The sequence below is a fragment of the Streptomyces sp. NPDC091279 genome, from assembly GCF_044757465.1.
In the GTDB taxonomy this organism is placed as follows: domain Bacteria; phylum Actinomycetota; class Actinomycetes; order Streptomycetales; family Streptomycetaceae; genus Streptomyces.
In genome coordinates this window covers 49,255-72,323 of the sequence record NZ_JBIVVA010000020.1, presented here as the reverse complement: position 1 = coordinate 72,323, position 23,069 = coordinate 49,255, and the positions used below count along the sequence as shown (strand labels likewise).

Sequence of the window (23,069 nt, the reverse complement as noted above, 5' to 3'; positions counted from 1 at the left end):
AGTGTCGCGGGATGCTCGATGCCCCACTCCGCTCGGAGGGCACCGCAACGGCCGTTCCCCGGGCCGCCGCCACGGAGCTCGCCGTCGTCGTACCCGCCCCGCGCGGGCTCGCCGCACGCTGTACGCGCGTGCTGTTGTCGCCCTGGTCGCGGTTGTCCCTGCTGGTGGCCCTGCTCGCCGCCGCCGCGGGTTCCGTCCTGCTGTTCGAGCCGCAGAGACTCCTGGCCGACGGCTGGCCACCCCAGCTCGGCGGCCTCACGGCGGCCACGGTGTTCGCGGTGGCGTACGGGCTGTGCACGGTGGCGTTCGTGCCGAGGCCGCTGCTCAACCTCGCGGCGGGCGCGCTGTTCGGCTGCCCGCTGGGGACAGCGGTGGCCCTCGCGGGCACGGTGATCGGAGCGGGCGTCGCCTTCGGTCTTGGCCGGATACTGGGCCAGGACGCGCTGCGCCCGCTGCTGCGCGGACGGCTGCTGCACGCGGCCGACGGCCAGCTGAGCCGGCACGGTTTCCGCTCGATGATGGTGGCCCGGCTCTTCCCCGGGGTGCCGTTCTGGGCCGCGAACTACTGCGCCGCCGTCTCCCGCATGGGCTGGCTGCCCTTCCTCGTCGCGACGGCCCTCGGCTCGGTCCCGAACACCGCCGCCTACGTCGTGGCGGGCGCCCGCGCCTCGTCCCCGACCTCCCCGGCGTTCCTGATCGCCATGGCGGCCATCGCCCTCCCGGCCCTGGCAGCCACGATCATGGCCTGGCGCAAACGCCACCACTTGCGGGGCAGTTGAGGCTCTGGCCGTCGGCCGAAGTGGCCCCTCCAGGGCCCGAGTCGGAGCCCCGGAACCCCGGCCTCGCCGCTCGCGTCGGTCTGCGGCCGGGGCCTCACCTCATCGGCGTCAGCTCGTGCCCTCGTACACGTCGAGGCGGCCGCACATGCCGAACTTGCCCTGGGTGGAGGGCTGTTCGGCGCGGACGGTGGCTTCGGCGAGGTGGCTGACATCGCCGGCGGCGAGGCGGTCCAGTTGCTCACCGGTGGCCGACGCGGCGGCCTCGGCGCCCTGTTGCCAGCGGGCGCGCCATGCGGCGAGCCGGGGCCGGACCAGTGCGGCGGCGGCCTCGTGGAACGCGGCGAGCGCCTCGGGCCCTTCGGCGGCACGCAGGGCCCGGTAGCCCTCCAGGGCGAGGTCACGGCGGGCCCGGGCGACCCGTTCGCGTTCCTCCTCGGGCGCGTCGGCAGGGATGACGGTGGCCGCCGCGTAGGCCGCGGGGTCGGCCAGGTAGCGCGGCGGCAGGGTGAGCACCGCGTCACCGGCCTCGGGCAGGCCGCTGTTCTGCATGAGGACGGTGATGCGCAGGTCGTCCTCGTTGACCAGCCGGTGGATGGTGCCCGGCGTGAACCAGGCGACCGTGCCCGGTTCGAGAGGCGTCTCCTCGTACCCGGACGTCGTCAGGGTCTGCACGGCGCCCCGCCCGCCGGTGACGACGTACGCCTCCGAACAGGTCAGGTGCATATGGGGAGTTCCGCCGCAGACACCGTCGGCGGCCGGCCAGTCGTAGACGGCGAGCCGGGAGACGGCCACCCCGCCCGGCAGGCCCGCGTACGTCGTGCTGCTCACCACGGGTGCGCCTCCAGGTACTTGACGATGTCCGCACGTTCCCACGCCCCGTCGGCGACGACGACCCGGTAGCGGCGGGTGAGGGTGTCGCCGGGGGCGAGTTCGAGTTCGTCGTAGAACGACCAGGAGGGGGCGACGGCGGCGAACGGTTCGTTGCGCACGAACCAGTGGGCCGGGTGGGCGCCTTGGGCGCCGAGGTGGTCGTTCTCGGGGGCGTGCGCGAAGAGGAGGGTGGCGTGGCCGTCGGTGCCGTCGTGCTCGCCGGAGTAGGCGAGCCAGGGCGCCTGACGGCCCATCAGGTCGGGGCCCTCGGCGTCGGGGGCGAGGATGCGGCCGTCGCGGAAGGCACGAGGTCCGCGCCAGAACAGGCCGGTGTACCCGGCGAGTTCACGCCCGGCGGTGGTCGGACTGCCGAAGTGCAGTGCCTCGGCACGCCGGTTGGTGATGGCGCTCGTCCAGGTCAGCGCCCAGGAACCGGACTCGGGGTCGATGTCGTGGACCTCGATGCGGCGGGACTCGTCGGCCCACAGCGCGCCGTCGTGCGGGTGCCAGGTGAGCCGTTCGGCGATCACCACCCGGTCCTCGTGGGCGGCGACCTCGTCGAAGGCGACGTGCGCCATCGAGCCGACGCGCTCCGGGAGGGCGAGGTAACCCTCGCCGTGCACATAGGAGTTGCCGCCCCACAGGTTGGCGCCGGACAGGTGCGAGGCGGTCAGGGAGAGGCCCTTGTGCCAACGGTGGTCGTTGGGGCGGTAGTCGGTGACGACGTCCCCGGCGAGCGTGCGCACCGGGTGCACATAGGGGCGCGGCGCCTCCCAGTCGGCCTCCGCGCGGTAGACGTAGGAGAGCAGCTCCACGCCGGTCGCGGGGTCGGTGACGGTGATGCGGTCGCCGTGGGCGTGGACGATGTGCGGGGCGGTCACGCGGTCACCTCCTGGACTGCGGCGGGGGCCCAGCCGGGCGCGTCGCCGTGCATCGACGTGAAGAACGGGTCGCCGGGGCCGATCTCGCCCGCGCGCACCGTGGCGTCCGTGAACGCCGACTTGTACAGCGCGGCGATCAGCTCCAGGCTCGTGCGCCCGTCGGCTCCGCTGCTGCGCGGCCGTTCGCCCTTGCGCATGCTCACGATCAGCTCGCGCACCTGCTCGACGTGCGAACTGGGCACGTCCGGCCCGAAGTCCTGCCAGGCGGCGGCGTCGGCGGCGGGCACGTCCGGGGCGGGCGTGATGCGCCAGTCGGCGTTGGAGTGGCCGTAGAGGTGGGTCAGTTCGACGGTCGCGCGCTCGCAGTCGACGCGGATGCGGCTGACCTCGTCGGGGCTCAGCACGCTGTTGACGACGGTGGCGAGCGCGCCGTTCTCGAACCGGACCAGCGCGGTCGAGACGTCCTCAGTCTCCACGTCGTGCACCAGGCGTCCGGCCATCGCGCGGACCTCGCTCCACGGGCCGAGCAGGTCGAGCATCAGGTCCATCTGGTGGATGCCGTGGCCCATGGCCGGGCCGCCGCCCTCGGTGTCCCAACGGCCCCGCCAGGGCACCGCGTAGTAAGCGGTGTCCCGGTGCCAGGTGGTCTGACAGTGCGCGACGAGCGGCCGGCCCAGCGCGCCCCCGTCCAGCAGCCGGCGCGCGTGCCGGGTGCCGGAGCCGAACCGGTGCTGGAAGACGATCGACGCGTACGGTCCGCCCTCGACGCCCTCCTCGGCCTCGACGGCGGCGTAGTCGGCGAGCGTCGGCACGGGCGGCTTCTCGCACCACACCCAGGCCCCGGCGCGCAGCGCGGCGATGGTCTGGGCCTTGTGCAGGGTCGGCGGCGTGCAGATGGTGACCAGGTCGGGGCGCTGCTCGGCGAGCATCTGGCCCAGGTCGGTGTAGGCGTGCGGCACGCCACCGGCCCGGCAGAACTCCTCGGCCGCGGCGGCGTTGACGTCGACCGCCGCGACGACCTCCACCTCACCCTCCTCGGCGAGCTTGGCCAGCGCGGGCAGATGCGAGCCCCGGCCGATGGCGCCGGTGCCGATGACGGCGGCCCGGACCCGGCGGCCGGCGAGGGGGGCGGAGCGGGTCGGGGACGTCCGGGGTTCGGTCTGCGGTGTGGACATGGCCGGGATCAGCACTCCTTGGAGGAACGACGAGCCTAGAGGCGGAACAGCTGACCCCGCACGCAGCAAGCGCTTTCCCCTCCGCTGCAACGTAAGCTCCGGCCCCGCCGCAGGTCAACACCCGGGGCGGGGCGCGGAGGGGGGATGGGGAGGCGGGGGCCTTGGCGGATGGGTCGGGGGGGCCGGGGGCGGGCCGGGGCGGCGAGGTGGCCGGGGCGGCGAGGTGGCCGACGGAACTGTGAGCGGGGAGGTGAACGGCACGGGCGTGACGGCTGGCTTCTTCTGGCGGGCGCGGTGGACAGCACAGCTGTGACGGCCGGCTTCTACTGGCGGGCGCGGTGGACAGCACAGCCGGTGACAGCCAGCTCCTGGCTGGCGCGGTGACCGGCACGGGCGGTGCCAACTGGGCCCCGGCTGGCGAGGTGACCGGCACGGCCGGTGCCAACCGGCCCCTGGCGGGCGAGGTGGCCGACACCGCCGGTGACAGCCAGCTCCTGGCAGGTGAGGTGACCGACACCGCCGGTGACAGCCAGCTCCTGGCAGGTGAGGTGATCGGCACGAGCGGTGACCACCGGCCCCTGACCGGCGAGCCGCCCAAGGCCGTCGCAACCGACGGGGCCCAGCGGGCGAGCCGCCCCTCACCCCCGGCCGGGCGCCCAGCCCAACCCCCGGTCCGATCACGGTCCGGCACCGGCCCGGCACCGGTCCCGCACCCGTCCTGTCCGGGCCCAACTCCCGTTCCGTTCACGGTCAAGCCCCGGTCCGGGCCCCCTCGTCAAACCCCTGTGCCCGGGTGTTCTCACAGGGACGCTAGGCTGCCCCGGACACCCGTGATCACCGCGCCCGGCGGCGTGGTGTTTCCGACGGCCTTTCCACGATCAGCGCTTGGACACCGTTACTCCATGTCTTGGTTTGAATCCCTCATCCTCGGACTCGTCCAGGGGCTGACCGAGTTCCTCCCCGTCTCCTCCAGCGCGCATCTGCGGCTGACGGCGGCGTTCTCCGGCTGGGAGGACCCTGGGGCCGCCTTCACGGCGATCACCCAGATCGGCACCGAGGCGGCCGTCCTCATCTACTTCCGCAAGGACATCGGGCGGATCATCTCCGTCTGGACGCGTTCCCTCTTCAACAAGGAACTGCGCGGCGACCACGACGCCCAGATGGGCTGGCTCGTCATCGTCGGCTCGATCCCGATCGGCGTGCTCGGGCTGCTGTTCAAGGACGCGATCGAGGGACCGTTCCGTGATCTGCGGATCACCGCGACGATGCTGATCGTGGTCGGCGTGATCATCGGCATCGCCGACCGGCTCGCCGCCCGCGACGAGGACGGCGGCCGCCACCGCGCCCCCAAGCAGCGCAAGGAACTCAAGGACCTCGGCGTCAAGGACGGCCTGATCTTCGGCCTGTGCCAGGCGATGGCCCTCGTCCCGGGCGTCTCCCGCTCCGGCGCGACCATCAGCGGCGGCCTCTTCATGGGCTACCGCCGTGAGGCCGCGGCCCGTTACTCCTTCCTGCTCGCCATCCCCGCCGTGCTGGCCTCGGGTGTGTTCGAGACGAAGGACGCGCTGGAGAGCGACCACATCGCCTGGGGCCCGACACTGTTCGCCACGGCGATCGCCTTCGCGTCCGGATACGCGGTCATCTCGTGGTTCATGAAGTGGATCTCCAGCAAGAGCTTCATGCCGTTCGTCTGGTACCGCATCGCCCTCGGCATCGTCATCATCGCCCTGGTGACGGCGGGCGTCCTCAGCCCGCACGCGGCCGAGTCCGCGGAGTGACCCCGGCGGAACTCGCCGACAACACCCCGCACTTGCTTCCCACCCGCCCCGTCGCCCCCGCCCGTGACGGACGCCATAGGGGTCGGGTAGCGGTTTGGTAGCGCACTGTCAGGTATTGCCCCTAGGCTTGTCAGCATGTCCTCCGATTCCGTGGTCCCTGGTTCCGTGCGGTCCGCCGCCGAGGTGAACGAGCAGATCCGGTCGCTGTGGCTGCGCGCGCGTGGTTCCCTGTCGACCCAGGAGCGCGAGGAGTACGAGCTGTTGGTGGTCGAGTGGGCGGCGGCGATACGCGAGGCCGTGGTCGAAGCGGCCTGACCGGCAACGCCCGCTTCTGATCGACTCGGGGTCGGTTCTGACCGACCCCGGCGGGCACAGGTCACGGTCAACCCCGGTGAGCCCTGGTGGGGGCGGATGCCGGATGCCGGATGCCGGATGCCGGATGCCGGATGCCGGATGCCGGATGCCGGATGCCGGATGCCGGATGCCGGATGCCGGATGCCGGGACAACGTTGGCAACGGCGGTGAGTTCAGCGCCGTTTGCAACGGTCCAGCCGCGCACCCCGCAGCGAAGCCGCCCCGTCCCGCACGCCGGGCCACGGCACCCCTCCCCCAACCGGACGCGAACCCGGCCCCCCTACACCCGGCCGCTCACACGCTCGTTCGGCCCTGCACGCGTCCAGCCAGCCGCACGTCTAGGCAAGCAGCCGGCCGAACGACCCCTCACCGCCCCTCACTCACCGCCCGCCCGCGACCCGCAACACCGTCCCGGTCGTGTACGAGGCCTCCGGCGACATCAGCCACGCCACCGCCGCCGCGATCTCCTCGGGCTGGCCCGGTCGGCGCAGTGGGACACCGGCCGCGACCCGGTACGCCCGGTCCGGCTCGCCCATCTCGGCGTGCATGTCGGTGACGACCGCCCCGGGCGCGACGGCGTTGACGCGGATGCCGTCAGGGCCGAGTTCCTTGGAGAGCCCCAGGGTGAGGGTGTCCACGGCGGCCTTGGTCGCCGCGTAATGAACGAACTCACCGGGGCTGCCGAGCGTGGCCGCACCCGAGGAGATGTTGACGATGACGCCGTTGCCCCGCGCGGTCATCAGCCGAGCGGCCCGGCGTGAACACAGCAGCGTGCCCAGGAGGTTGACGTCGACGACCCGGCGCAACACCTCGGTGTCGGCATCGGCGAGCCGGCCCAACGGGCCACTGACACCCGCGTTGTTCACCAGCCCGGTGACAGGCCCGAGTTCGGCCTCGGCCAGGTCGAAGAGCCGTTCCACCTCGGCCTCGACGGAGGTGTCCACCCGGACGGTGACCGCGCGCCCGCCCGCCTCCCGCACGCCCCGCGCGACCCCCTCGGCGGCGTCGGCGTCCCGGACGTACCCGACCGCGACGTCGTGCCCGTCGGCGGCGAGCCGAAGACAGATCGCGGCGCCGATACCTCTGCCACCACCGGTGACAACCGTGACCGGACGCGCCGTACCGGGACGTGCCGTACCGAGACGTGCTGCACCGGGACCTGCCGCGTCGGGACCTGCCATGAGGGCCTCCTCTTCGAAGACGGATGATCGAGAGGTTCACGATAATGATCGATCATCGATCAAACCAGAGGTTAAACCCGCACCTCAGCGACCAAGGCCCACATTCCGAGACCGGACGAACGGGGCAGATTCCGACACCGGACGAACGGGGTAGACGGGCGAGCGGGCGAGCGGGCGAGCAGGCGAGCGGGCGAGCGGGCGAGCCGACTGAACGCCTCCCTCCCTCAGACTCCCCAACTCACCACCTGCCCTGGCGCGAGGCACCCCAACTCACCTCGCGCCCCGCCCCTAACCCCTCAGCCCGTCAACTCCCCAACCTCCAACTCCGCACGTGTTCCCACGTCAGGCCCGTCCACCAGCGTCCCGTCCAGTCGTCGCTGCTCGTCCGGTACAGCGCGACCGTGTCACCCCGGAAGCTGTCCGAGTACGGCACCGCCAGCCCCCGCACATACTCCTCGGCCTCCTCGAACAGGTCCGGGCGGACGTTCATGTCGTGCGAGAGGAGTGACAGATGGGCCCGGAAGGTGGCCGCGTCGAAGGGGTGCCCGGCGGGGTTGGGCGCCGGGGTCTCCAACGGTGCCACCGCCGCGTCGATCCGGGCGGCGAGGTCCATGAACTCACGGTTCGGGGTGGCGCCGTCGGCGAGGTGGTGGACGTCGTAGACCAGACCGATGCCCTGCTGCCGCACCCCGGCGTTGTGCACGGTGAACGCGGGCACGTCCGCGACCGCCCGCGTCACCGCGGCGATGATCTCGTCCTCCGGGACGGGCAGGTGCCGGCTGCCGACCAGGGTCGCGTGCGGCGGGAACGCGCCGGCCGACACAAAGCCGTACTGGGCCCGCAGGTGCGAGGTGACGGCGGTGACCGCCGCGCAGGTCACCGGGTCGGGGCGGAGATAGACCCCGTAGCGATACGGGTCCCCCGCACCCCGCCCAAAGCGGGCGTCCTTGTCCGGAACGGCCATCGGGGTCGTCGGCTGGGGGATCGACTGCATGGTCACTGACCGGCCTGCTCTCGGTAGTCCTTGATCTTCTCGGTGCCCGCCTTCTGCGCCGCCTCCAGGGCGCTGTCCAGCGAGATCTTGCCGCTGAACGCCTCCTGCATCCGCGGCACGACCGCGTCCCGCACGCCCGGCATGGCCCCGGAGAGGCAGCCTGCGGCGGCGTTCGTGGCCGGGGTGTCGGCGAACTGCTTGCCGAGCACGGCGTACGGCTCGTTCTCGGCGAGGAACGCCTTCCAACTGGCCGACTTGTCGACCCCGGTGTTGATGGGGGCGTAGCCGGACGCCTTGGCGAAACGTTCCTGCACCGGGGCGGAGGCCAGGAAGCTGATCGCCTTCCAGCTCGCCACCTGCTCGGCGTCGCTGTGCCCGGCCCGGTCCACCCACATCGCGGCCCCGCCGATCGCCGCGCCCGAGGTGGCCGACGGGCCGGACAACGGGTAGGGCAGCGCCGTGTACCCCTTCATGCGGGCCTGGTTGATCCCGCCGATGGAGCCGCTGGAGTTGAACATCATGGCGGTCTTGCCCGCGACGAACGCGGAGAGCGCGGCGTTGCCGTCGGCGCCGGTGTCCAGGCCGACGCCGTCGGTGTACAGCTTGGCCATGGTGCCGATCGCCGCCCGCTGCGGGGCGCTGGTCAACGACAGCGCGTCGGCCCCGCCCGCCTTGCGCCCGTTGTCCCGCACGCAGTACGGCTCCCCGGCCGCCGCGCTCAACTGCTCGAACCACCAGCCGTCGAGGGGCTGGTCGATGCCCTTGACGTCGGGCGACGCGGCATGGATCTTGCGCGCGGCGGCGGCCACGCCCGACAGCGTGCCCAGAGTGGAACGATCGACTTTCGCCCGGTCGAGGAGCTTGTCGTTGACGTAGAGCAACGGCATCGACGTGTTCAGCGGAACGGCGAGCAGGGTGCCGTCGGCCGTGTAGTAGTCGCGGGCCGCGGGGCGCAGGGTGTCGAGGTCCAGGTCCTTCGGGTTGGCCGCCGCCATGGCCTGCGCGGAGACGGTCTGGCCCGCGTCGCGCAGATAGCCGCTGGTGATGTCGTTGGAGACCATGATGCTCGGCGTGCCGCCCCCACGGATCGCGGAGGTGTACTTGGCGATCGCGTCGGCGTAGCTGCCCTGGAAGGACGCCTTCACCACGATCTTGCCCCGGTGGGCCTGGTTGAACGTGTCGATCTCGGCCTGGAGCGCCTGTCCGGCCGGGCCGCCGAGGCCGTGCCAGAGGGTCACGGTCACCGGCTTCTTCTCGGCGGTGAGAGCGGCGGCGCCCGGCGCCGCGCCGTCGGCCTTCGGCGCGGCGGAGCCACCACCGCAGGCGGTGAGCGTCAGCACACCGGCCACGGCCAGACACCCGGCCAGCACAGGGGGGCGTCGTCGTCCGGAACGTGAGGACATCGCGATTCGTCTCTCTCTTCAGGGAAGCCAACAGCAACCAGGGCCGCGCACGGAAGCGCGGGGATGTGCGCGGACGCACGGGGAAGTACGGGGAAGTACGGGGAAACGCAGGGGAGTTCGGGGCGGCCGGGAGGTGCCGGCGGTATCAGGGGGTGCGGGGGGGAAGCGGGGGTTCGGGTGGAGCGCTCGGGTAGGGCGCGGGCTCCCTCGCGGGTGCGGGTGAGTTCAGCGGTGCCGGGTGGTGCGGGCAGGGTTCAGCGGACCGGGTGGTGCGGGCGGGATCGGCGGACCGGGTGGTGCGGCTGGTGCGGGCGCGATCGGTAGTGCGTCGGTAGGCACGGGCGGGGTCAGGGGCTCAGGGGGCGCCCCGGCCGGAGGGGCTAGGTCGTGACCCTGGAGGCCAGGCCTCGGACCAGGAAACGTTGGCCGAAGAGCACCAGGAGCAGGGTCGGGAGGAGGACGAGGAGAGTCCCGGCGTAGATCACGGCCGGTGAGGTGGCCTGGTCGACGACGAGTTGGGCGAGGCCGACCTGAATGGTGCGCCGTTGCGGGGAGTCGGTGATCAGCAGCGGCCAGAAGTAGCCGTTCCAGGCGGACAGCGCGCACCACATCGCCGCCGTCACCAACTGCGGCCTGGCCATGGGCAGGACGACATGCAGCAGGGCGCGCAGGTCGCCGCAGCCGTCGAGCCGGGCGGCCTCCCAGGTCTCCCGGGGCAGCGCGAGGAACGCCTGCCGGAGCAGGAACACCGCGTATCCGGCGGCGAGATACGGGATCACGACGCCGAGCAGTGTGTCGCGCAGCCCGAGCCCGGTGACGAGTTCGAAGTTGGGGATGACCAGGCTCTCCCCCGGGAACGCCAGGGTGGCCAGGACCAGCCCGAAGACGATGCCCCGGCCCCGCCAGCGCGGGAAGACCAGCGCGTACGCGGCGAGCGCGGCCGTGACCAGTTGGGCCCCGCCTGACCGACGGTGACGGCCACGCTGACCAGGTACTGCCGGGCCAACGGCGCCGCGTCCAGGGCGAACCGGACGTTGTCCAGGGTGAGTCGGCCCGGCACCGGCAGCAGCCGCCCGGCGGCGACGTCGGAGCGGGGCAGCAGCGCGGTGACGACGGTGACGTAGACGGGCAGGACGACGACCAGGACCACCGCGCCCAGCCACAGCCAACGGGCCACGGAACCGAGCCGGATTCGCTTCACGCGGTTCACGCCCACCTCCTGAGCACCTTGAACTGGACCGACGTGATCAGCAGGACCAGCCCCAGCAGCACCACCGCGAGCGCCGACGCCGAGCCGACATGCGGCAACGCCTCGCCGAACGCCCGTTGGTACAGCTCGTAGACCAGCGTCGAGGTCGCCCCGGCCGGGCCGCCCCGGGTGAGCACCTGGACCTGCGTGAAGATCTGCAACCCGCTGATGGTCTGCGTGACCAGCAGGAAGACCAGGCTGGGCCGCAGCATCGGGATGATCACCGACCGGGCCAGCCGCAGCCCACCGGCGCCGTCCAGCGCCGCCGCCTCGATGACCTGCTGGTCGAGTTGGCTCAGCGCGGCCAGCAGCACCAGGAACGCGAACCCGAACTCGTACCAGGCGGTGGCGATCGAGATGCTCACGACCGCCAGGGCCGGCGACCGCAGCCACTCGGGCCCCGTGATGCCGACGTGGCCGAGGAGGGCGTCGAGGGTGCCGACGGCGGGGGCGAACAGGCCGGCGAACACGGCCGCCGAGGCCGCCGCCGAGTACGCGAACGGCAGCGACAGCAGCACCGACACCACGGCCCGCGGCCGGGCGGCGGCCCGGCGCAGCGGCAGGGCGGCGGCGAGCGCGCCGCCGACCGCGAGCACCACGCTGAGCACGGCGATCGATCCGGTGGCGAGCAGCGCCCGGCGCAGGTCGGGGTCGGTGACGATCTCGGTGTACTGGGCGAGCCCGACGAACCGGGTGGGATCACCCAGCAGGTCGTTGCCGTAGAGGCTCAGGACGACGCTGCGGACGACCGGCCAGTACGCGAAGACGAGGAGCAGTCCGACGCACGGGAGGACCATCAGCGGCCCGGCCAGGCCGCGCGGCGGCCAGGACGGACGGCGCGGCGGCCAGGACGGACGGCGTGGTCCGCGCGGTCGAAGTGGAACGTTCCCAAGCATGTGTGGAACGTTCCCACTCCGTCCCTGACAGGCGCAGCGGCGGCCACGTGAACACGACGTGAAATGCCGTTCGGGCGGCTCAGCCGGTCGGCGGGGGCCCGGTGGTGGAGCCCGCGAGGAGGGTGCCGGGCAGGGCTTGGTGGTGGGCGGGCGGCTGCTCGCCGTCGAGGAGTTGCACGACGGCGTCCACCGCGCGGGTGCCGATCAGGTCGACGGGCTGACGCCAGGAGGTCAGCCCGATCAGGGGCGTGGTCAGCTCACCGATGCCGTCGGAACCGGTGACGGAGAGCATCTTCGGGACGGCGACCCCGCGCATCCTGAACTGTTCGAGCAGCGCGATCGCGTGCCGGTCGCTGGGGGTCATCACGGCGGTGATCTCGGGGTGCCGCAGCACCTCGGTCGCCCACGCGCCGGCCGTCTCGCGCCGCGGTCCCGGAATCTCCAGCACGCGCGCGCCGCGTTCGCGCAGCCTGCGGGACATGGCGGAGGTGCGCGGGCCCATCGTCACGGAGCTGCTCATCGGCACGGTGACGACGGCGACCTCGCGGTGGCCGAGGTCGAGGAGGTGGTCCGCGAGCGCGGCGCCGCCCTTCTCCTCGTCGCAGTAGACGCTGGTGATGCTCGGGTGGGTCTCCGGGCGCCCCGCGACCACGGTCGGCAGCCGCGCCGCGAACGGCACGATCCGCTCGCTCGGCAGCATCCCGCTGCACACGACCAGCGCCTCGACGCGCAGCATCGTCAGCGTCTCCAGGGCACGGAACTCGTCGGCGGTCTCGAACCGCCCGGAGCCGGTCGCGGTGACGACCCGGTACCCGTGGAAGGCGGCGCGTTCCTGCAACGCGGTGAGGAGGTGCCCGTAGAACGGCGTCGAGGCGTCCCGCACGAACGCGCCGACGGTGTAGGTGCGGTGGGCCACCATGGCGCGGGCGACCGCGTTGACGACGTAGCCCAGTTCCTCGGCGGCCAGCAGCACGCGGCGCCGGGTCTCCTCACCGACGCTGCCCCGTCCGGAGACGACCCGGGAGACCACCGACTTGGAGACCCCGGCCAGCGCGGCCACGTCGATGATCGTGGGGTTGCGCGGCCGGTCAGCCATCGAGCACGCCCTCGCGCACGAGCGCGCGCGTGGCCTCCTCGGCGCCGGTCCACAGATGGGCGCGCCAGCCGTGGGCGCGGGCCGCCTCGACGTTCTCGGGGCGGTCGTCGAAGAAGACGACGTCGGCGGGGGCGCGGCCGTACCGTTGGTCGGCGGCCCGGTAGATGCGCGGGTCGGGCTTCATCACACCGAGGTCCGCCGAGAAGACGAGCGTCTCGAACACCGTGCTCCACGCGGCCCCCCGGACGGCCACGGCCAGCGTGGTCGGGGCGTTGGACAGCACGCCCAGCGGCGTCCCGTTCGCGACCAGGCGGTGGAGCACGGCCTCGGCTGCGGGGTCGAGCACCGTCCAGCACCCGGTGTCGATGCGGTCGAGGCGGTCGGCCCACGCGGCGTCGAGCGGGTGCCCGAGGGACTGTCCGACGCGGGACCAGTAGGCCTCGGGTGGTTCGCCGAGGTCGTAGGCGTCGCGGTGGGCCCAGTAGGGGCCGGTGAGTTCGGTCTCGGGGAGGTCGAGGGCGGCCGCCAGGAGGGGCAGGGCCCGGCCGGGCGGGGCGAGGACTCCCCCGAGATCCCAGACGACCATGGTCGGCACTGTGTTTTGGGAACGTTCCACGTCGGCGATCATACGACCTCTCCGTACCGCTGCGGACCCGTTCTCCGGGACCGGGACCGCACCGCGCGAGGAGGTCAGGCCACCCCGGTCGACCTGATCCGTTCCGCGACGAGGGCGAAGGACGTCAGCCGGTCGGCCAGCGCGTACACCGGTGTCGCCAGCAGGAGTTCGTCCGCGTCGGTGGCCTCCGCCAGTTCCGCCAGCCGCTTGCCGACGGTGGCGGGGTCGCCCTGCGCCTGCTGCGCCTTGAAGCCGGCCAGCGCCCGTCGCTCCCCGGCGGTGAAGGAGTGGGCGGCGGCCTCCTCGGGGGTGGGGAACGGCGACTCGCTGCGGCCCTGGAGGAGGCCCGCCTTGATGACGTCCATGGGGCCCGCGAGGCGGTCGGCCTCCTCGTCGGTCTCGGCGCACACCGTCTCCACGCAGAGCAGCACGCGCGGCCGTTCGCACCAGCGGGACGGGGTGAAGCGGTCCCGGTAGTGGGCGAGCCCGGCCTCGGTGTGGTCGGGGCGGATGTGGTGGGCGAAGGCGAGGGGCAGGCCGAGGTCGGCGGCGAGCGCCGCGCCGGCCGTGCTCGACGCCAGTAACCAGGGCTGCGGGAACGTTCCCAAAGCGACCTCGTCGACGAGCAGCCGCAGGGTCTGGGCGACGTCGGCGCGGTACTCGTCGTCGGTCGTCGGGTCGGCCCCGCGGCGCAGCGCCCGGGCCGTCGGCTCGTGGAAGGTGCCCGGGCCGCGTCCGATGCCCAGGTCGATCCGATCGGGATGGAGCGCGGCCAGCGTGCCGAACTGTTCCGCCACCGTGAGCGGCGCGTGGTTCGGCGCGAGCACACCCCCCGAGCCGATCCTGATGCGCGAGGTCGACGCGGCGGCGTGCGCGGTCAGGACGACGGGCGGGAACGCGCCGATGGCCGGTGAGTGGTGGTGTTCGGCGTACCAGAGGCGGGAGCAGCCGAGTTCCTCGACGGCGCGGGCGAAGTCGGCGGTGTCCCGTACGGTGTCGGCCGCGCGGGCGCCGGTCTGCACCATGGCCACTTCCAGCGCGCCGACCGGGAGGGAGGTGAGAGAGGTCATCGGGTCACTATAGAAATCCGGGCCGCCGGTGCGCCGTTCAACTTCCGTGTCCGACACGGCGTTTCAAGGTTTGCTGGCGCGCCTCTTGGCCTGGCACGTCCGGTGCCCAAGACTGATCCGATGACGCAGCGCGTGGAACTCGCGACGGTGATGGACCGGTTGGCCGTCGACGAGTGGGTGACCGAGTACGCGACGGCGGTGGACGACGGCGACTGGGCGGCGTACCGCGGGCTGTTCGCGCCGGACGGTCGCGCCGACTACCGGTCGGCGGGCGGTGTGGAGGGCGACGCCGACACGGTCGCCGAGTGGCTCGCCGGGGCCATGCGGCGGTTCCCGATGCGCCAGCATCTGATCGTCAACCGCCGGGTGCGGTTCGGGACGTTGGACCAGGACGTGGGTGACACCGCGCGCGTGCGGGCCGACTACGTCAACCCGATGCGGCTCGCGCCGCCGCACCCCGGGGACGACGACGGGCCGCTCGGCGCACCGGACTTCGTGTCCGGCGGCCGGTGTGCGTTCGCTCTGGTCCGGACGGTTGAGGGCTGGCGGTTCGCCGAGGTCGTCGTCGAGGAGAAGTGGCGTCGGCCGACCGCCCTCGTGAGCGGCTGATCACCGCCCCCTCCTCTGGTCCGGATCTTCGCAAGGACGCACACTGGAGCCACCCAGCGGGCAGGGAGGCGGCGTCGTATGCAGCGGTTCGGGCAGTGGCTCTACTCTCCCTGGCGGCGCTCGGTCGTCGCCGCGCTGGCGGGGGCGCTGCCGGTGTTCGCGTTCCCGGCGCCGTCGTGGTGGTGGTACGCGTATGTGGCGCTGGTGCCGTGGATGGTGCTGGTCAGGGCCGCGCCGAGCGGGCGGCGGGCGGCGTACGACGGCTGGGCGGGCGGGTTCGGGTTCCTGCTCGCCGTGCACCTCTGGCTGCTGCCGAGCCTGAACGTGTTCCTCTTCGTGGTCGCCGCGCTGCTGGGGGCGCTGTGGGCGCCGTGGGGCTGGCTGGTGCGCCGGTTCCTGGGCGGGGCGCCCGGGGCGGCGCGGGTGGCGGGCGCGTTGTGCATGGTGCCGTCGGGCTGGCTGCTGGTGGAGCTGGTGCGGTCCTGGCAGGGGCTCGGCGGGCCGTGGGGGCTGCTCGGCTCCAGCCAGTGGCAGGTGGCGCCGGCGTTGCGGCTCGCGTCGGTGGGCGGGGTGTGGCTGCTCAGCTTCCTGGTGGTGACCGTCAATGTGGCGGTCACGGTGCTGGTCGCGGTGCGGGCGGCGCGGGTGCCCGCGCTGGCGTCCCTGGTCGCGACGGCGGCCGTGACCTCGGCGGCCTGGCTGTGGGCGCCGCGCCCCGGCGTCGAGGGGCGGACCCGGATCGCGGTCGTACAGCCCGGCGTCATCGACGGCGTCGACCGGCGTTTCGCCCGCGAGGAACAGCTCACCCGCACGCTCGCCGGCCGCCACCCCGACCTGATCGTCTGGGGTGAGAGCAGCGTCGGCTACGACCTCGCCGCCCGCCCCGACCTGGCGCGTCGGCTCGCGGCGCTGTCCCGGGAGACCGGCGCGGACCTGCTCGTCAATGTGGACGCACGGCGCTCGGACCGGCCCGGCATATACAAGAGTTCGGTGCTGGTGGGACCGGACGGCCTGACCGGTGACCGGTACGACAAGATGCGGTTGGTGCCGTTCGGCGAGTACATACCGGCCCGTTCGCTGCTCGGGTGGGCGACCTCGGTCGGCAAGGCGGCCGGTGAGGACCGTCGGCGGGGCACCGAGCAGGTGGTGATGGACGTGGGGCACGGGCTGCGGGTCGGCCCGATGATCTGTTTCGAGTCGGCGTTCCCCGACATGAGCCGCCATCTCGCCCTGGACGGCGCCCAGGTGCTGGTCGCGCAGTCGTCGACGTCGTCGTTCCAGCGGAGTTGGGCGCCCGAGCAGCACGCGTCGCTGGCGGCGCTGCGGGCGGCGGAGACCGGGCGGTCGATGGTGCACGCGACGCTCACCGGTGTCTCCGCCGTCTATGACGCGAACGGCAGGCGCGTCGGTCCGTGGCTCGGCACCGACGCCGACACGGCCCGGGTGTTCGAGGTGCCGGTGGCGACGGGCACCACCCTCTCTGTCCGGCTCGGTGAGTGGCCGGTGCAGATGGCGCTGCTGGTGGTGGGGTCGTGGGGCGGGGTGGTCGTGGGCCGCCGGCTCAGGTGGAACGTTCCCGGACGGCCAGGATCACCCGCTCGCACAGTTCGTGAGTCGCCAGTGCGTCCCGGGCGCTGAGCACCTCGCCCGCGCGGACGGCGTCCAGGAAGGTCAGCACGGCCTGTTCGATGCCGCGCTGGCGGGCCACCGGCACCCAGTCGCCGCGCCGCCGCACGGTGGGCTGGCCCTTGTGGTCGATGGTCTCGGCGAGGTTGACGACCTGGCGTTTGGTGTCCTGCCCGGAGACTTCGAGGATCTCCTCGACGGAGCCGCTGAGCCGGTTCATCACGCCGAGCGCGGTGAACCCGTCGCCGGACAGCTGGAGCACCACGTGGTGCAGCAGCCCGTCCTCGGTGCGGGCGCGCACGGTCACGTCGTCGATCTGCCCCGGCACCAGGAAGCGGAGGGTGTCGACGACGTGGATGAAGTCGTCGAGGATCATCGCGCGCGGTTCCTCGGGCAACCCGATCCGGTTCTTCTGCATGAGGATCAGCTCGCGCGGGTGCTCGACGCACTGGGCGTACCCGGGCGCGTAGCGCCGGTTGAAGCCGACGGTGAGGGAGAGTCGGCGCTCCTCTGCGAGGCTCACCAGCCGTTCGGAGTCGGCGAGTTGATAGGCGAGGGGCTTGTCGACGTAGGTCGGGACGCCGGCGTCGAGGAGCCGGGTGCCGATCTCCGCGTGGGCGGCGGTCGGCGCGTGCACGAAGGCGGCGTCGAGGTCCTGGGCGAGGAGCGCGTCGAGGGTGACGTGCCGTTGTCCGTCGGGGAGGTGGAGGCTGTCAGTGACGTCGGTAAGGGTGGCGGGGGTGCGGGTGTGGAGGTGGAGTTCGACGCCGGGCAGGCTCGCGAGGACCGGCAGATAGGCCTTGCGCGCGATGTCCCCGAGCCCGATGCAGCCGACCTTCATGGGGATCTCCGTCCGTTCCTGCCCTGCCCGTGCCCAACCCGACGGAAGCATACGGGCCGGGCGGGGTGCGCGTCGGACTGTGTGAGGGGGCGCGGAAATGACCGGCGGCCGGCGGGTGGCTGCTGGCAGGATGCCGGGATGACCATCGAACGCAGTGAACCCGCCACCGAAGCCGACGAACGCACCATGCTGGAGGGCTGGCTCGACTACCACCGGCAGACGCTGGCCCTCAAGTGCGAGGGGCTGACGGACGCCCAGTTGCGGACGGCGTCGGTGGCGCCGTCGACGTTGTCGCTGATGGGTCTGGTGCGGCACATGGCGGAGGTGGAACGTTCCTGGTTCCGCCGGGTGCTGATGGACGAGGACGCCGGGCCGATCTACTCCAGCGACGCCGACCCGGACGGCGATTTCCGGCTCACCGAGGCGGACACCTGGGCCGAGGCGTACGCCACCTGGCAGGCCGAGATCGAGACGGCCCGGCTGCACGCGGCCCGGTTCACGCTGGACGACCTGTCCAAGGGCCGCCACCGGCGCACCGGCGAGATCTTCAACCTGCGCTGGATCGTCACGCACATGATCGAGGAGTACGCCCGCCACAACGGCCACGCCGACCTGCTGCGGGAGCGTATCGACGGCGCCACCGGCGACTGACGTCATCCCCGGGGCCCGGCGTCACCCGTGCGGGGCATCCTGCGCCTGTCCGCTGTCGCCAGGGCCGGTGAACCGTCATTGTTGCGCGCGTGCATCGAACGACGACCACCGCGACGCTCCTGGTCACCGTCGCCGTCTCGGCCCTCACCGGCTGTGTGACGGTGCAGCGTCCGCCGCTGCCAGGACCGGCCTCCGCCCCCGCCCTGCCGCCGTCGGCACCGCGTCCCGACGGGCGCGGCGAGCCGCGGATCGTGCAGGCCCCGGCCCTTGAGGCGCTGGAGCTGACCGGCCCGTCCCCCACCCCCCGGCGCTCGGCGTCCCCGCGCCCCGCCGCCCCGGCCCCGGCGCGGCAGCCCGAGACCCCGCAGCGCCGGCCGCGTCAGGACGCCCGGCCACCGCATCCGGAGCAGCGCCCCCGGCACCACCGGCACACCCCGGGCGTCCAGGTCCCGGACATCACCCAGGCCGTTCCCCGCAGTCAGCAGGACGTGTGTGCGCTGGGCCGGACGTACGGGGGCTGGTCGGCGGACAGTCCGCAGTCCCAGGTGTGCGGCCTGACCTACCGGCGCTGAGCCCGACGGCGCCGCGCGGGACCGTTGCCGCTAGGGGCGCTGGCGGGGCGGGCCCCAGTGGCCCTCGCCTGCCCCGTCGCTGTCCCCGAGTCTGCGTTCCAGTCGGCTGATGGCCGCCCGTACGCCTTGTCCATAGCGGTCCTCGGCGAGGGTCTCGGCCGCTCCCCTGGCCCGGCGCAGATGGGTGCGGGCGGCTCCGCTGCGGCCGAGTTTCACGTAGTCGGCGGCGAGGTTCAGGTGCAGGGACGGGTACAGGGCGCGGACGGCGGGGGCGCCCTCGTGCTCGGCGAGCCGTCCGTCGGTGAGTTCCTCGGCGGCCGTCAACGCCCGGAGGTCCCAGGCGAGTTCGTCGGAGGGGTCGTCCTGGGTGTCGGCGAGGTAGTGGGCCAGGGTGCAGCGGTGCAGGGCCGCGCCGTCCTCACCGATCTCCGCCCAGAGGGCGAGGAAGCGGTCGCGGGCCTCCTCGCGGTCACCGGCGTGGTGCAGGATCACGCTCTGTCCGATCCGCGTCATCACCTGGTCCGACGCCGTCTGCTCGGGTCCCTCGGCCACCGCGTCCTCCACCCGTCGCCCGCTGCCCCGCTGTCCTGACCGACGCTAACCGCAGCCACCGGCAATCCCGGTCAGGCTCCACCGGGCCGCTCTCCCGCGAGACCGGCCCGGGCGCGGGTCAGGCGAGGTTCGGCACGGTCCAGTCGATCGGCTCGTGGCCCTGGGCGGCGACGGCCGCGTCGATCTGTGTGAACGGGCGGGAGCCGAAGAACTTCTTCGCGGAGAGCGGGGACGGGTGCGCGCCCTTGACCACCACGTGCCGGGTCTCGTCGATCAGGGGGAGCTTCTTCTGCGCGTAGTTGCCCCACAGCACGAACACCGCCGGGTCGGGCCGCTCGGCGACCGCGCGGATCACGGCGTCGGTGAACTTCTCCCAGCCCTTGCCCTTGTGCGAGTTGGCCTCGCCGGAGCGGACCGTGAGCACCGCGTTGAGCAGCAGGACGCCCTGCCGGGCCCACGGCATCAGATAGCCGTTGTCCGGGATCGGGGTGTCCAGCTCGGCGTGCATCTCCTTGTAGATGTTGCGCAGCGACGGCGGGATCTTCACGCCGGGGCGGACCGAGAAGCACAGGCCGTGGCCCTGTCCCTCGCCGTGGTAGGGGTCCTGACCGAGGACCAGCACCTTGACCCGGTCGTACGGGGTGGCCTCCAGGGCGGCGAAGACCTCCTCGCGCGGCGGGTAGACGGGGCCCTTCGCCCGCTCCTCCTCGACGAACTCGGTCAGCTCCTTGAAGTAGGGCTGCTGTAGCTCGTCACCCAGGACGCCGCGCCAGGACTCGGGCAGCATGGCGATGTCGGTCACGTCAACTTCCTCACGATGTGCGGTGATCGGTGGACCAGGTGCGGTCCTTTCCCTGCCCCAGAACCTACAACCGACCACTGACAACGGCCCTGACCTCGCCGTTCACGCCGACGGGCGCCGCCCTTCGCGCGGCGGCGCCCGTCTCGCACTCCGGTGGGTCAGCCGACGCCGGCGTTGAGGAAGATGCCGCCGTCGACCACGAGGGTCTGTCCGGTGACCCAGTCGGACTGCTCCGACGTCAGGAACGCGGCGGCGCCGCCGATGTCGGAGGGCACGCCGAGCCGGCCGAGCGGGTAGGCGGCGGCCGCCTCCTCCTCCCGGCCCTCGTACAGGGCCTGCGCGAACTTGGTCTTCACCACGGCCGGGGCGATGGCGTTGACCCGTACGCGGGGCGCGAACTCGTGCGCCAGCTGCTGGGTGAGGTTGATCATCGCGGCCTTGCTGACACCGTAGGCGCCGATGAACGGCGAGGGCGCGATGCCCGCGACGGAGGCGATGTTGACGATGGCGCCGCCGTTGTCCTTCTGCCAGGCGTGCCAGGTCCGCTGGGCGAAGCCGAGCGCCGAGATCACGTTGGTCTCGAAGACCTTGCGGGCCACGTTCAGGTCGAGGTCGGCCATCGGCCCGAACACCGGGTTGGTTCCGGCGTTGTTGACCAGGAAGTCGACGCGTCCGAAGGCCTCCATGGTGCGGGCGACGGCCTCGGCCTGGTGGTCGAGGTCGTGCGCCTTGCCGGCGATGCCGATCACGCGGTCGGCGCCGAGCCGGTCGACGGCCTCCTTGAGGGCGTCCTCGTTGCGGCCCGTGATGGCCACGCGGTCGCCGCGGGCGACGCACGCCTCGGCGACGCCGTAGCCGATGCCGCGGCTGGCGCCGGTGACGAGGGCGACGCGGCCGGAGAGTTCCACCGAAGTCATGTTCTTGGTCCCTTGGTCGAACTAGTCGAGCGGTCCGCCGGCCACGTACAGCACCTGGCCGGAGACGAATCCGGCGGCGTCGCCGGTGAAGAAGGCGATGGCGTTGGCGATGTCGTCGGGCTCGCCGACGCGGGCGACCGGGATCTGGGTGGCGGCGGCGGCCTTGAAGTCGTCGAAGCCCATGCCGACGCGGTCGGCGGTGGCCTTGGTCATCTCGGTGGCGATGAAGCCGGGGGCGACGGCGTTGGCGGTGACGCCGAACTTGCCGAGTTCCTTGGCGAGGGTCTTGGTGAAGCCCTGGAGACCGGCCTTGGCGGCGGAGTAGTTGACCTGGCCGCGGTTGCCGAGGGCGGAGGACGAGGACAGGTTGACGATGCGTCCGAACCCGGCGTCGACCATGTGCTTCTGGACGGCCTTGGACATCAGGAAGGCGCCGCGCAGGTGGACGTTCATGACGGTGTCCCAGTCGGAGACGCTCATCTTGAACAGCAGGTTGTCGCGGAGCACGCCCGCGTTGTTGACGAGGATCGTCGGGGCGCCCAGTTCGGCGGCCACGCGCGCGATGGCGGCCTCGACCTGTGCCTCGTCCGAGACGTCGGCGCCGACCGCGAGGGCCCGGCCACCGGCGGCGGTGATCCGCTCCACGGTGTCCTTGCAGGAGGCCTCGTCGAGGTCGATCACGGCGACCGCGCGGCCCTCGGCGGCCAGCCGTACGGCGGTCGCGGCGCCGATGCCCCGGGCGCCGCCGGTGACCACGGCGACCCGCTGCTCAGTGGTGGACATTGCTGGTTCTCCTCGTCCTGGGGAACGTACGCCCGCTGTGGTGAGCGACCGCTTAGTACCTTCGGCACGTGACGCTAGAAGCCCTGACACGCGGTGTCAACGCCCCACGAGCCGGGTGTGATCGATTACCTCACCAGCAGGTCGAGGAGGCGCTCGGTCTCGGCCACCGGATCGGCGGTGAGGCCGGTGTGCACGGGGCCCGGCCTGACGATGGTGGAGCGGGGGGCGACGATCCAGCGGAAGCGCCGCCCGGCGTCGTCACCGGCCGCCTGTCCCGCCGTTTCACCGCCCTCGCACACGGCCGCGACGACGTCGAGGGCGGCGTGGATGCCGGCGAGGTCCGCGTCCGGGTCGAGGGCGCGCAGCCGGTGCTCGTCGAGGTGGATGCGGGCGGCGAGGTAGGAGCGGGCCCGGCAGTAGAGCAGGACGCCGGCGTTGAGGCGTTCGCCGCGTTCGACGCGCGGGACGACGCGGAGCAGGGCGTACTCGTAGACGTCCCGGTCGCCGCCCTGGCCCGGCCGGGTGATGTGGCGGGCGGTGACCTGGCCCGCGGTGTGGGTGTAGTGCTCGCTCACCGGTGGTCCTCGATTCCGCGCACGCGCGCGTGGATGTCGTTCGCGCGGGCGAGCAGGGGGCGTGCGTAGGCCCGGCGCAGTTCGTCCGGGGTGGCGAAGCCGGGTTCGTCGGCCAGCCAGGCGTCCGGGATCTCGGCGGTGACCTCGGCGAGGAGGTCCTCGGTGACGCGGGGCGCCAACTCGGCGGCGGCGCCCGCGAGATCGGGGGCGAAGCGGGCGAGGGCGTGCTCGGAGGCGTCGTAGGGGCGGGCGGCGGAGGCGTCGGCGCCGGGCCAGTTGTGGTGCCAGATCAGGGTGGCGCCGTGGTCGATGAGCCACAGTTCGCCGTGTGACATCAGCAGGTTGGGGTTGCGCCAGGACCGGTCGACGTTGTTGACGAGCGCGTCGAACCAGACGATCCGGCCGGCCTCCTCACGGCTCACCGGGAAGGCGAGGGGGTCGAAGCCGAGGGCGCCGGAGCGGAAGTCCATGCCGAGGTTGCTGCCGCCGCTGGCCCGCAGCAGGTCCTGGACCTGCTGTTCGGGTTCGCCGAGGCCCAGCACGGGGTCCAGGGCGAGGGTGACCAGGCGGGGGGTCCGGAGGCCGAGTCTGCGGGCGAGTTCCCCGCAGACGACCTCGGCGACCAGGGTCTTGCGGCCTTGCCCTGCGCCGGCGAACTTCAGGACGTAGGCGCCGAGGTCGTCGCCCTCGACGAGCCCCGGCAGCGAACCGCCCTCCCGCAGCGGGGTGATGTAGCGGGTCACCACGACCTCTTCAAGCACGTTCCCTGGCCACCCGTCTCGTCGGCTCTTCGCTCCAC

The 23,069-nt window shown here is 72.7% G+C and carries 27 protein-coding genes; 7 read left to right on the top strand and 20 right to left on the bottom strand.

Going from position 1 to position 23,069, the window contains the following annotated elements; translation table 11 throughout:
• The first annotated feature begins 11 nt into the window (after positions 1–11).
• Positions 12–779, top strand: a complete 768-nt coding sequence (locus ACIQOU_RS35010; protein ID WP_401544049.1) for a TVP38/TMEM64 family protein — start codon at positions 12–14, stop codon at positions 777–779.
• A gap of 108 nt (positions 780–887) precedes the next feature.
• Here ACIQOU_RS35010 and ACIQOU_RS35005 read toward each other — a convergent pair whose 3' ends face one another.
• The 4 genes from ACIQOU_RS35005 to ACIQOU_RS34990 all read right to left on the bottom strand — a co-directional run bounded on the left by ACIQOU_RS35005 (position 888) and on the right by ACIQOU_RS34990 (position 4,277).
• The gene (locus ACIQOU_RS35005; protein ID WP_401544162.1) at positions 888–1,502 is read right to left on the bottom strand and encodes a cupin domain-containing protein; all 615 of its coding nucleotides are present in this window, start codon (positions 1,500–1,502) and stop codon (positions 888–890) included.
• Positions 1,503–1,603: 101 nt separating this feature from the next.
• Positions 1,604–2,530, bottom strand: a complete 927-nt coding sequence (locus tag ACIQOU_RS35000) for a PmoA family protein (protein ID WP_401544047.1) — start codon at positions 2,528–2,530, stop codon at positions 1,604–1,606.
• Positions 2,527–3,705 (bottom strand): Gfo/Idh/MocA family protein, encoded by a 1,179-nt coding sequence (locus ACIQOU_RS34995; protein ID WP_401544044.1) that lies wholly within the window; start codon positions 3,703–3,705, stop codon positions 2,527–2,529. The genes ACIQOU_RS35000 and ACIQOU_RS34995 overlap by 4 nt, the downstream gene beginning before the upstream one ends.
• Before the next feature lie 323 nt (positions 3,706–4,028).
• Positions 4,029–4,277 carry a hypothetical protein gene (locus ACIQOU_RS34990; protein ID WP_401544042.1) on the bottom strand — a complete coding sequence of 83 codons (249 nt, stop codon included), beginning with the start codon at positions 4,275–4,277 and terminating at the stop codon, positions 4,029–4,031.
• Positions 4,278–4,607: 330 nt separating this feature from the next.
• Here ACIQOU_RS34990 and ACIQOU_RS34985 point away from each other — a divergent pair, with 330 nt between their 5' ends.
• Together ACIQOU_RS34985 and ACIQOU_RS34980 are read left to right on the top strand one after the other, a co-directional pair.
• Complete coding sequence (locus ACIQOU_RS34985) at positions 4,608–5,483, top strand: undecaprenyl-diphosphate phosphatase (protein ID WP_401544040.1); 876 nt, start codon at positions 4,608–4,610, stop codon at positions 5,481–5,483.
• Between the two features lie 135 nt (positions 5,484–5,618).
• Positions 5,619–5,798 (top strand): hypothetical protein, encoded by a 180-nt coding sequence (locus ACIQOU_RS34980; RefSeq protein ID WP_401544038.1) that lies wholly within the window; start codon positions 5,619–5,621, stop codon positions 5,796–5,798.
• A 419-nt stretch (positions 5,799–6,217) separates the two neighbouring features.
• On the opposite strand, the gene ACIQOU_RS34975 is transcribed toward ACIQOU_RS34980, so the two are convergent.
• The 9 genes from ACIQOU_RS34975 to ACIQOU_RS34935 all read right to left on the bottom strand — a co-directional run bounded on the left by ACIQOU_RS34975 (position 6,218) and on the right by ACIQOU_RS34935 (position 14,342).
• A complete protein-coding gene (locus ACIQOU_RS34975) occupies positions 6,218–7,018 on the bottom strand; it encodes an SDR family NAD(P)-dependent oxidoreductase (protein ID WP_401544035.1) in 801 nt (266 codons plus the stop codon).
• A 304-nt stretch (positions 7,019–7,322) separates the two neighbouring features.
• Positions 7,323–8,012: a 2'-5' RNA ligase family protein gene (locus tag ACIQOU_RS34970; protein WP_401544033.1), complete on the bottom strand. Its 690-nt coding sequence runs from the start codon at positions 8,010–8,012 to the stop codon at positions 7,323–7,325.
• A gap of 2 nt (positions 8,013–8,014) precedes the next feature.
• The gene (locus tag ACIQOU_RS34965; protein WP_401544031.1) at positions 8,015–9,415 is read right to left on the bottom strand and encodes an extracellular solute-binding protein; all 1,401 of its coding nucleotides are present in this window, start codon (positions 9,413–9,415) and stop codon (positions 8,015–8,017) included.
• Positions 9,416–9,795: 380 nt separating this feature from the next.
• Complete coding sequence (locus ACIQOU_RS34960; protein WP_401544159.1) at positions 9,796–10,305, bottom strand: carbohydrate ABC transporter permease; 510 nt, start codon at positions 10,303–10,305, stop codon at positions 9,796–9,798.
• Positions 10,191–10,625 carry a hypothetical protein gene (locus ACIQOU_RS34955; protein WP_401544171.1) on the bottom strand — a complete coding sequence of 145 codons (435 nt, stop codon included), beginning with the start codon at positions 10,623–10,625 and terminating at the stop codon, positions 10,191–10,193. Before ACIQOU_RS34955 ends, ACIQOU_RS34960 begins: the two co-directional genes overlap by 115 nt.
• On the bottom strand, positions 10,622–11,560 hold the full coding sequence (locus ACIQOU_RS34950; RefSeq protein ID WP_401544028.1) for a carbohydrate ABC transporter permease: 939 nt from the start codon (positions 11,558–11,560) through the stop codon (positions 10,622–10,624). The genes ACIQOU_RS34955 and ACIQOU_RS34950 overlap by 4 nt, the downstream gene beginning before the upstream one ends.
• 79 nt (positions 11,561–11,639) lie before the next feature.
• Positions 11,640–12,656, bottom strand: coding sequence for a LacI family DNA-binding transcriptional regulator (locus ACIQOU_RS34945; RefSeq protein WP_401544025.1), 1,017 nt, complete (start codon positions 12,654–12,656; stop codon positions 11,640–11,642).
• Positions 12,649–13,272, bottom strand: coding sequence for an HAD family hydrolase (locus ACIQOU_RS34940; protein ID WP_401544022.1), 624 nt, complete (start codon positions 13,270–13,272; stop codon positions 12,649–12,651). The genes ACIQOU_RS34945 and ACIQOU_RS34940 overlap by 8 nt, the downstream gene beginning before the upstream one ends.
• Before the next feature lie 74 nt (positions 13,273–13,346).
• Complete coding sequence (locus ACIQOU_RS34935; RefSeq protein WP_401544019.1) at positions 13,347–14,342, bottom strand: LLM class flavin-dependent oxidoreductase; 996 nt, start codon at positions 14,340–14,342, stop codon at positions 13,347–13,349.
• Positions 14,343–14,462: 120 nt separating this feature from the next.
• On the opposite strand from ACIQOU_RS34935, the gene ACIQOU_RS34930 reads away from it, so the two are divergent.
• Positions 14,463–14,951 carry a nuclear transport factor 2 family protein gene (locus tag ACIQOU_RS34930; RefSeq protein ID WP_401544016.1) on the top strand — a complete coding sequence of 163 codons (489 nt, stop codon included), beginning with the start codon at positions 14,463–14,465 and terminating at the stop codon, positions 14,949–14,951.
• Between the two features lie 78 nt (positions 14,952–15,029).
• Entirely contained in the window at positions 15,030–16,589 is a 1,560-nt protein-coding gene (lnt, locus tag ACIQOU_RS34925; protein ID WP_401544014.1) for an apolipoprotein N-acyltransferase, read from the top strand.
• Here lnt and ACIQOU_RS34920 read toward each other — a convergent pair.
• Positions 16,513–17,418 carry a Gfo/Idh/MocA family protein gene (locus ACIQOU_RS34920; protein ID WP_401544011.1) on the bottom strand — a complete coding sequence of 302 codons (906 nt, stop codon included), beginning with the start codon at positions 17,416–17,418 and terminating at the stop codon, positions 16,513–16,515. The two genes, lnt and ACIQOU_RS34920, sit on opposite strands and share 77 nt — an antisense overlap.
• Before the next feature lie 138 nt (positions 17,419–17,556).
• On the opposite strand from ACIQOU_RS34920, the gene ACIQOU_RS34915 reads away from it, so the two are divergent.
• Positions 17,557–18,069: a DinB family protein gene (locus ACIQOU_RS34915; RefSeq protein WP_401544009.1), complete on the top strand. Its 513-nt coding sequence runs from the start codon at positions 17,557–17,559 to the stop codon at positions 18,067–18,069.
• A gap of 89 nt (positions 18,070–18,158) precedes the next feature.
• Positions 18,159–18,641: a hypothetical protein gene (locus tag ACIQOU_RS34910; protein WP_401544006.1), complete on the top strand. Its 483-nt coding sequence runs from the start codon at positions 18,159–18,161 to the stop codon at positions 18,639–18,641.
• A gap of 30 nt (positions 18,642–18,671) precedes the next feature.
• On the opposite strand, the gene ACIQOU_RS34905 is transcribed toward ACIQOU_RS34910, so the two are convergent.
• From ACIQOU_RS34905 to ACIQOU_RS34880, 6 genes are all read right to left on the bottom strand, one after another.
• A complete protein-coding gene (locus ACIQOU_RS34905) occupies positions 18,672–19,193 on the bottom strand; it encodes a hypothetical protein (protein WP_401544004.1) in 522 nt (173 codons plus the stop codon).
• Positions 19,194–19,311: 118 nt separating this feature from the next.
• Positions 19,312–19,995 carry a uracil-DNA glycosylase gene (gene ung, locus ACIQOU_RS34900; RefSeq protein ID WP_401544002.1) on the bottom strand — a complete coding sequence of 228 codons (684 nt, stop codon included), beginning with the start codon at positions 19,993–19,995 and terminating at the stop codon, positions 19,312–19,314.
• Positions 19,996–20,153: 158 nt separating this feature from the next.
• Complete coding sequence (locus ACIQOU_RS34895; protein ID WP_401543999.1) at positions 20,154–20,912, bottom strand: SDR family oxidoreductase; 759 nt, start codon at positions 20,910–20,912, stop codon at positions 20,154–20,156.
• Positions 20,913–20,933: 21 nt separating this feature from the next.
• Positions 20,934–21,695, bottom strand: coding sequence for a 3-oxoacyl-ACP reductase FabG (gene fabG, locus ACIQOU_RS34890; RefSeq protein ID WP_401543997.1), 762 nt, complete (start codon positions 21,693–21,695; stop codon positions 20,934–20,936).
• A 125-nt stretch (positions 21,696–21,820) separates the two neighbouring features.
• A complete protein-coding gene (locus tag ACIQOU_RS34885) occupies positions 21,821–22,222 on the bottom strand; it encodes a DUF3037 domain-containing protein (RefSeq protein ID WP_401544156.1) in 402 nt (133 codons plus the stop codon).
• Positions 22,223–22,266: 44 nt separating this feature from the next.
• A complete protein-coding gene (locus ACIQOU_RS34880) occupies positions 22,267–23,031 on the bottom strand; it encodes a HipA family kinase (RefSeq protein ID WP_401543995.1) in 765 nt (254 codons plus the stop codon).
• Between the last annotated feature and the right edge of the window lie 38 nt (positions 23,032–23,069).